We start from the raw sequence: 7,427 nt of genomic DNA, 5'->3' as shown, positions 1-7,427 counted from the left end.
ATCGCCCAAACTGGTTAAATTTTAACAGTGACAACTATCCTGCCAGAGGGGGAAGGTGTGTAGATACTAGTCTTCGTGTCTGGTAACCCTGCCCAATCTGGGTTTGCCGCCGGTTGAATACTGCGTCGAAACTAACCCTAGCCAAGCGGAAAAATCTCTGTTTTTCACAAACTGAGAGCCGTTGCCAATAGAGGCCAGAATAGCCGTTGCCGTTTGTGGGCTAATTCCTCTGAGCTTCATGATCTGTAGAACATTATCACTGACCTTTGAAAAGGCATCGAAGACTTGCTCGGTATCCGCAATACGTTAGTTAAGTTGTTCAAGGTGATAGTACGCGTCAGCAATAACAGTTCGATCTAAGTGTGGAAGTTCGTTTTCAGCATCTTCCAGCGTGAGGGGAACTGGTTTCATTAAAGAAAATCGTCCGCCCGTAATAATGAGACCGAATTTAGACAGTAACGCTCGAATACTGTTCATTAGAGTAGTACGTTCACGTACCCAATACTTACGCACGATGAACAGAGTCAGGAGATTTGGTAGGAACAAAGCGGGTTACGTAACCTTTGAGCCCCATGTTGGCAAGCCTACCTACGTTTACTTTGATGAAGATGTAGCGTCGATTGCTAATATTGCATGTGACTGGGATTAACTTGCCTCGACATGCTTGTTGAATTATTTTGTTTGGTGGCAGTTAGCAAAAATAGAGCTGTACTTCATTAATTAAAAGGTGAACTGTTTATAGTAAAGAGAGCGTTATTATTTCGGGTTTGTTCGCTGATAATGAACACATGAGCCATTATTAGTGAGTAAAACAATGAATCCATTAGACTACACATTCTATACTTTAAACGCCAAACACTACTTACTGGAACCAGAACAAACGATGACGGTAATACAAAGCCAAAGCCAAAGCCGTCCGATCTTGCCTGGGATAGTTTTCTTGGTGGGATTCCTAGTCGGTCAGATTACCCACCTTTATTAATCACGTCCCGTGGCATTATAAGAGGACAACTTTAAGTTAAGTCGCCATATTTCAGAGGGATCCGTTGTATCTAATGAACATGATTTTGAGGTTGACATGGTAGCTTCTCAGTTGTTATCTACGAGTCATCTGCAGCGTTTAAAGCAACTCGAGAAACATTTTTCTCGCAATGAAACTTATGATGTTGATATTGTCTCCCTTGCTGAAATTCTGGCCTGCTCAGAGAGGTACGTGAGTAAGCTAATGGCTTCTTTTGAAAGCTTTGGGCTTATCCATTGGGCTTCGGGTCAGGGGCGAGGTCATCGTTCGAAACTGACACTACTAAAAAGTTTTGAGACTTCACTGCTGACTCAGTTAGAGCGGATGGCTCGGTCTGGCAGAATGAATCAGGCATTTCGATTAGCCACTCTACTTGGCGAAGTACGCCTATTTCAAGATCACTTACCACTCTGGTTAGGGGATGCGCAACAGGAACTGAAAAAGCAGAATACTTTAATGTATTTAGTTCCTTACGTGCTGCCTGAATGGCACCCTCATTTGGCGCAGTCCGCTCGTTCTATTTTATTGATCGAAAGCGTCTTCGATACCTTAGTTCGATATAACCCTATTCAGAACGAAATTGTACCTCATATCGCTCACCAATTTCATTACAGTGACAAGCAAATCCGTCTCCGCATCCGCAATGATATAATGATGCACAATGGAGAAGTGCTGACACCGGAACTTGTCAAAAAAAATATAGAAATGCGCCTTAGGACGCCGCATCCATATCAAATTCTATTTCGTCATGTAGAGGGTATTGACATAGATAAGCAGTGGGTCATTTTCTCTATGCGTCAATTTGACCCCGTTTTCCTGCATTTGTTAGCCGACTCACACAGTGCAATTTTTGATTATCAGGCTTCAAAACCTATCGGGTGTGGAGCATATCGGGTCGAAAGTCTGGAAAAACAGTATTGGAGTTTGGTTCGCAACAACCACTATTTTGGCTTTGGTGGCCATATTGAACGAGTAGAGTTTTGGTGTAGCGATGCCCAACCTCAAACGCCTATGCACGTGGCAGAACTGCTCTATTGCGAATCTCAACCCGCTCAGCCACAAAAAGTCGATCGCAGTGGGTGTACTGTTTTGCAGTTTCATCATCATGCAAACGCCTTGTCCGCTCAAGAAAGAGCTTGGCTTGTTCATCATAGTCGACGCTTTACACTTGATAGCCAGAAAAGAGCAGCGAACAGCGTGATGGATTGCCATCAAGATAAGGGATTTCACTTGTTCAATCACGACATGAAACTGCCAGCTCGTCCGGTGATAATTGAAGTGATAGACAGTCATATGAGGGAGTTGCAACCTTTGCTTGATGCGTTGTCTCAAAAAGGGGTTATTTGGAAGGTATGTCTTCAAGGACAGTCTCAAGATGTGGCTGTTGATGTCTCCTACGACTGTTACGTATTTGGCGACGACCTGACGTTCCAGTATTACGAATGGCTACTTTGCGGCAATGTGTTTAGCCTATGTTTGTCTGAACGTGGAAAACAAAGCCTATTAACCTTTATTGATATGCTCATGCAGGAAAGTAACGACAGTGAGGAGCTTCTGCACAAGCTGTATCGAGCGGAGGATTGGCTTATCCAGAACTATTATTATTGTCCTCTGTGGCGCAATCATTTTACCGTCACTCGCGCAGACAATTTGTATGGTACCGAAACCAACAATATGGGTGTCATGTCGCTGGTCAATATGTGGTTGGAGTAATCGCTGGTATGGTAGTGTATCTGTAGCGATATGATTTGCAGTGTTTAACGGATAATTAAGGAAAAAAAATGGACTTTCACCTTTGGCTCGGCTTTGTCGCGGCATCGCTCATTCTTACCGCGACACCAGGGCCTAGCATATTTTTAGGTATTGCACATGCTCTCAGTTATGGGCACAAACGCGTGCTATATACCGCCCTTGGGGACATCTCAGCTAACTTTATTCAAATGGTGTTAGTCGCCTTGGGTTTAGGTGTCATCCTTGCCAATTCGGTAGTGGCATTTACTGTCATCAAAGTTTTTGGTGTGATCACGTTGGTTTACATGGGACTAAAAATGCTCCTCGCTAAACCAGCACAAGTTGAGCACTTAAACCTCAACAACTCAGATTTACAGGCCTCAAACAAAAAGTTGTTTTACTCTGGCTTTTTAGTCGCGGCTGGCAATCCCAAAGCCATCCTATTCTTTTCGGCTTTTTTTCCGCAATTCATCAACCCCGACTTACCCGTATTCCCTCAACTATTAGTGATGTGCCCAACCATGGCGTTGCTTGATTTCAGTTTAGTGATGTTTTATGCGTTTTCGGCCAGACGGATTGTTGATGCGAGCCGACTATCTCTTACCGCTGTGACAAGAGGAAGTGGTGCTTTACTGCTGGGAGCCGCAGGTATTCTAGCAGTTAAAGAACCCACTTAATCTCGACTGAGAACCGCGACCAAGATTGAACATACTGTGCCCAGCACAACCATTACACCTATTTAGCAACTCTCGGAGTAAGACACCTATGATCACTTTTTACGAACTGTGTGGGGGCGATGGCTTAAAATTCAGTCCTTATTGTTGGCGAACGAAAATGTGCTTGATACACAAAAATATAGCGTTTGATACCACTGAGCTTTCTTTTGTCGACATTCAGGCTCAGTTTAAGGCGCAGTTTTCTACACTCCCCGCCATCAAAGATGGTGAAACGGTGCTCTCTGATTCGTTTAACATCGCTGATTATCTTGAGGCCCACTACCCTGAATCACCTTCATTATTTGGCGGTGAAAAAGGGCGTTTAATGGCACTTTTTTTCCATGAGTGGGCAGCATCATTACATTCGGACATCGCCAAAATTGCCATCTTCGACATTTACTGCAAGCTTAAAGATCGCGATAAAGATTACTTTCGTTCCTCTAGAGAGAAACACTTTCAGGACAGCTTAGAAAATGTACAAAGCAACAGCCAAGAGTTAGCAAAGGCCGACTTACTTAAAAAAATGAGAGTACTGGAATCTTATTTAGCTAAGACACGATACTTATCGGGCGATGCGCCCATGTATTCAGACTATATCGTCTATGGGACGTTGAAGTGGCTGCTGTCTACGAGTAACGCTTTCACAGGGGAAATGCTGACTAGCCATGTTTTGAATTGGTATGACAGCCTAGATAGGATTGGCACTGGAATTTAAACATGCTTTAAGACAACGATGGAAATGTGAACGCAACGCATAGTTTGCGTTTAAATTTATCGGATGTTACATATTGATTTGTTATAGTTTATTTCCGTATGTTGCTGTCAATATGCAATGTACAGAATAAACTTTCATGTCAAAAAAGTGCCACAGGATATCGTATTATGATAACTAAAGTTGTTCCTCTGATGTTGTTAGTTTCGTGTTCAAGCTTTGCATCAAGTGAGATTGTTGATAATTTTTCTCACATAGGATTTGGTTATAAAGGAGCTAGTTTTAAGTCGGGAGCGTTAAAACCTTACCTTAACGATAAGTATGACAATACAGAGAATAAGACGATGGGAGGGGTATACTTAGATGCCAGTGCTCAAGTTTTTGACTACGTATTCGTTGAAGGAAAAGCAGACTTTCTCACTCGATTTAGTTCGGAGGTAGATAGTTGGCAAGCTGGCGGAGGACTCATTGGGCGTTTGGGAGGGGCAATGGCCAGCTCTTTATCCTGTGGAGCAGTAAACTATCGTGCTGATAGTGATTACAGTTCACCATATTCCGAGCGTGGAACATACTGTCAAGCGATGGTTAGAAAACAAATAGCTAATCATTGGTTGATGGGAGTTTCCTATCAGCATGATTTCTTAGATCTAGCAAGAGATGAGTTTAAGTGGAATAACGTCTTTCAATTCGGCTCAGTGTTTGGCTTAGTTGCAAATTTAGAATATGCAGAGCGTGATGAGGCGGAAGTGAGCTATGAGCTTGGGTTGCAGTTCTCATTTTAACCGGCGAGGGTATATATTTTTAGAAGGTTCATTTTATTATCAATATATTATTTTGTTTTTCATAAGAGGCTAGACTTAGCCACCACTTGAAAGTCATCTCTGTATAAAATGGTGCCGACGTCTGAATAATGTAATGTCGCCACCTTTGAATCATATTCTTCTAATATATATTTTAGCTCATACATGAGTGATATATGTTTGACGCTTGAGTCTAAAAACCAAGAGATAGCATTGTCTGGCCATGACTTTGAGTGGAACGGTGGACATGGTAGTGATTCATTAAGTTGAGTGAAGATTTCTTTAATATGCACCTGATGGTACTCGTAAAGGATCAATCCGTCGACAAGCATCATTTGTGCTTGGGTAATGATACCATGAGTATGCTGGAGTCGCTTTTCCTCCTCCATACTGGCAATAAATCTTATAAACATTGGATTCCTTTATTACTATTTATTCATCTAGTTTAAGATTTTATCATTGATAATTTATCGTTGGACGATTTGAGAGTTAGCACAGAGTGTAAATAAATTTCATTCTATTAGTCAATTATAGAGGAGATGCACATGAAAACCATTATCCACGAAGCCATCAATCTTAGAGAGGCCGGAAATTATCATGCGTCTCGGCTTTTGCTGCGTACGCTATTGGATGACAGTCAATATGCAGCCAAAGCAAATTTATACATGGCTTGGTCTTATGATAATGAAGGCAAAGAGAAGCAAGCGCTTATACATTATCATCTTGCATTGGAAGGGGATCTTTCCATAACTGAACGTTTTGATGCTCTGTTTGGGTTGGCGAGTACTTATCGCAGTTTGGGTAAATACACTGAAGCGTTAGAGTATTTTGAGCGAACCATTGCTGAATACCCTGATTCACTGGAAGTACAGCCGTTCTATGCCATGTGTTTGTACAACTTAGAACGACACAAAGAAGCAACGGCGTTACTAATTAAGTTATTGTTATCAACCACTGAGAGTAAGAAAATCAAAAGTTACCAGCGAGCCATTCTGCTTTATGCAAAAGACCTTGATAAAACGTGGTAAATGTTGCGTTCCTACGTATATTTGTTCGTCTAACCGGGGAATAGAAACAATAGAGTAAACCAACTTATGAACTCTAAGGTTATGGAGCTCGATAAGTGATTAGCAGTTGGTAGCAGACAAGGATCGATGATGAGAATAGAGAGACGATGTGCTGATATGATAAGTGAGTTTAGTCATGACCCTTCGTAAGGTGACTCACTTTGTTACAGGAGGCGCAGCTGCTGGCATTTTGAATTATCTTCTTGCGCCAGATGAAAAGAAGCGGGTAGTAGAGCTGAGTGACCCGTTGACTTACGGTCCGTTAAATAATTATGGTACGCAGCAAGGAGATGCTCTACGTAGTAATTGGTTTAGGGGGGTATGTGATCTTATTAATGATCCAGACTTATGGCCATGGTTAGCCGGCCATATAGGACTGCCCATATTGCAGAGCTATCAGAACCTCGAATGCGATGGCGATTATGTTGTTTGGGTTGGCCAGTCAGTGGATGAGCAATTAATGTTGCGAGCGCTGTGCTCTGTGCTACCGGAACAACGTTTATTTTTAGCCGATGTAACGACAGGTAAGTTGAGCAAAGACACCATGCCAATCGTTGGTGCCTGTTCAGCCGAAGAACTTACTACCGTCATTCCAGTACCTCTTGATATCTTTCAGCAGGTTAAATTAGCCAAAGAATGGGATAGTCTTCTTGTGAGTAGGGATATGGTTCGAACTTGGAACGGTTCCGCAATTGTATCCCATGATGAGACGTTTTTTGATGCTGCTCTTCTTGCTGCGATTGGCCCACGAGTTTGTGTTGCAGCAGTAGTCATTGGTCGTGTGCTTGGTGATTATGTAGGGCAAGTTGGTGATACTTTTCTCTGTTACAGATTGCGTGTGTTGATCTTGAGAAAAATAGTGCGCTCGGTAGGTGAAGGACCTTTCTTTAGGCGTCAGTTGAGTCGAGCGTTATGATATGGGAAGTTCAAACATTTAGTGAAAATATAGGGTGAGAAAAATACAACGGAAACGTAACTGAGAGTAAAAGCTCACACTTTGCCTATCGAACACTCATTCCTAGTGTGCGTGCTATAACTAAGTAAAAATTTAAATTCTCATTCTCATCACCGTAGCCTCGGATATTAACGAAGGGAATGTTTTTATTTTCGAGCTATGGAAACAGCCGCGAGTATAAACCATTACAGCATAGTTCTGATTGCGTACCAAAAATTACCAATTGCAGTGTTCATACAGGGATTCGACACATTCTATTGATCTGAATTGAGCTTCATCAATATCAGCTTGGCTTAAGTCATCAAATATTATTCCTTTCATATTTTGAATATCTTTTCCGTTGTATTGACTGATGTTTAACCACATAAACGCGGCTTTGTTGCGTAATTCAATGGAACTAAATCAAGAACCTACGATCTGATCAG

The 7,427-nt window shown here is 42.0% G+C and carries 7 protein-coding genes and 1 pseudogene; 6 read left to right on the top strand and 2 right to left on the bottom strand.

Annotated elements, in window-relative coordinates; genetic code table 11:
* Positions 1–69 precede the first annotated feature (69 nt).
* Positions 70–553: pseudogene (locus tag AB6E08_RS22215) on the bottom strand (transposase); the annotation flags it as partial.
* 525 nt (positions 554–1,078) lie between these two features.
* Between AB6E08_RS22215 and AB6E08_RS22210 the strand changes: the two are divergent.
* From AB6E08_RS22210 to AB6E08_RS22195, 4 genes are all read left to right on the top strand, one after another.
* The gene (locus AB6E08_RS22210; RefSeq protein WP_371695959.1) at positions 1,079–2,734 is read left to right on the top strand and encodes an SgrR family transcriptional regulator; all 1,656 of its coding nucleotides are present in this window, start codon (positions 1,079–1,081) and stop codon (positions 2,732–2,734) included.
* 68 nt (positions 2,735–2,802) lie between these two features.
* Positions 2,803–3,429, top strand: a complete 627-nt coding sequence (locus AB6E08_RS22205) for a LysE family translocator (protein ID WP_017099648.1) — start codon at positions 2,803–2,805, stop codon at positions 3,427–3,429.
* Between the two features lie 88 nt (positions 3,430–3,517).
* Positions 3,518–4,183 (top strand): glutathione S-transferase N-terminal domain-containing protein, encoded by a 666-nt coding sequence (locus tag AB6E08_RS22200; protein WP_017099647.1) that lies wholly within the window; start codon positions 3,518–3,520, stop codon positions 4,181–4,183.
* Positions 4,184–4,350: 167 nt separating this feature from the next.
* The gene (locus tag AB6E08_RS22195) at positions 4,351–4,962 is read left to right on the top strand and encodes a hypothetical protein (protein WP_017099646.1); all 612 of its coding nucleotides are present in this window, start codon (positions 4,351–4,353) and stop codon (positions 4,960–4,962) included.
* A 59-nt stretch (positions 4,963–5,021) separates the two neighbouring features.
* On the opposite strand, the gene AB6E08_RS22190 is transcribed toward AB6E08_RS22195, so the two are convergent.
* The gene (locus AB6E08_RS22190) at positions 5,022–5,393 is read right to left on the bottom strand and encodes a hypothetical protein (RefSeq protein WP_017099645.1); all 372 of its coding nucleotides are present in this window, start codon (positions 5,391–5,393) and stop codon (positions 5,022–5,024) included.
* Positions 5,394–5,525: 132 nt separating this feature from the next.
* Here AB6E08_RS22190 and AB6E08_RS22185 point away from each other — a divergent pair, with 132 nt between their 5' ends.
* Positions 5,526–6,008 (top strand): tetratricopeptide repeat protein, encoded by a 483-nt coding sequence (locus AB6E08_RS22185; protein ID WP_017099644.1) that lies wholly within the window; start codon positions 5,526–5,528, stop codon positions 6,006–6,008.
* A gap of 175 nt (positions 6,009–6,183) precedes the next feature.
* Positions 6,184–6,963: a DUF3658 domain-containing protein gene (locus tag AB6E08_RS22180; RefSeq protein WP_017098419.1), complete on the top strand. Its 780-nt coding sequence runs from the start codon at positions 6,184–6,186 to the stop codon at positions 6,961–6,963.
* Positions 6,964–7,427 lie beyond the last annotated feature (464 nt).

Origin of the sequence: Vibrio sp. 10N.247.310.24, assembly GCF_041467175.1 — a bacterium.
Taxonomy (GTDB): domain Bacteria; phylum Pseudomonadota; class Gammaproteobacteria; order Enterobacterales; family Vibrionaceae; genus Vibrio; species Vibrio tasmaniensis_A.
This window is presented reverse-complemented; position numbering and strand designations above follow the sequence as displayed.

Bases quoted from the DNA above. Each gene is read 5' to 3' on its own strand.
- AB6E08_RS22210 (WP_371695959.1), top strand. From the start codon at position 1,079: ATGGTAGCTTCTCAGTTGTTATCTACGAGTCATCTGCAGCGTTTAAAG.
- AB6E08_RS22205 (WP_017099648.1), top strand. From the start codon at position 2,803: ATGGACTTTCACCTTTGGCTCGGCTTTGTCGCGGCATCGCTCATTCTT.
- AB6E08_RS22200 (WP_017099647.1), top strand. From the start codon at position 3,518: ATGATCACTTTTTACGAACTGTGTGGGGGCGATGGCTTAAAATTCAGT.
- AB6E08_RS22195 (WP_017099646.1), top strand. From the start codon at position 4,351: ATGATAACTAAAGTTGTTCCTCTGATGTTGTTAGTTTCGTGTTCAAGC.
- AB6E08_RS22190 (WP_017099645.1), bottom strand. From the start codon at position 5,393: ATGTTTATAAGATTTATTGCCAGTATGGAGGAGGAAAAGCGACTCCAG.
- AB6E08_RS22185 (WP_017099644.1), top strand. From the start codon at position 5,526: ATGAAAACCATTATCCACGAAGCCATCAATCTTAGAGAGGCCGGAAAT.
- AB6E08_RS22180 (WP_017098419.1), top strand. From the start codon at position 6,184: ATGACCCTTCGTAAGGTGACTCACTTTGTTACAGGAGGCGCAGCTGCT.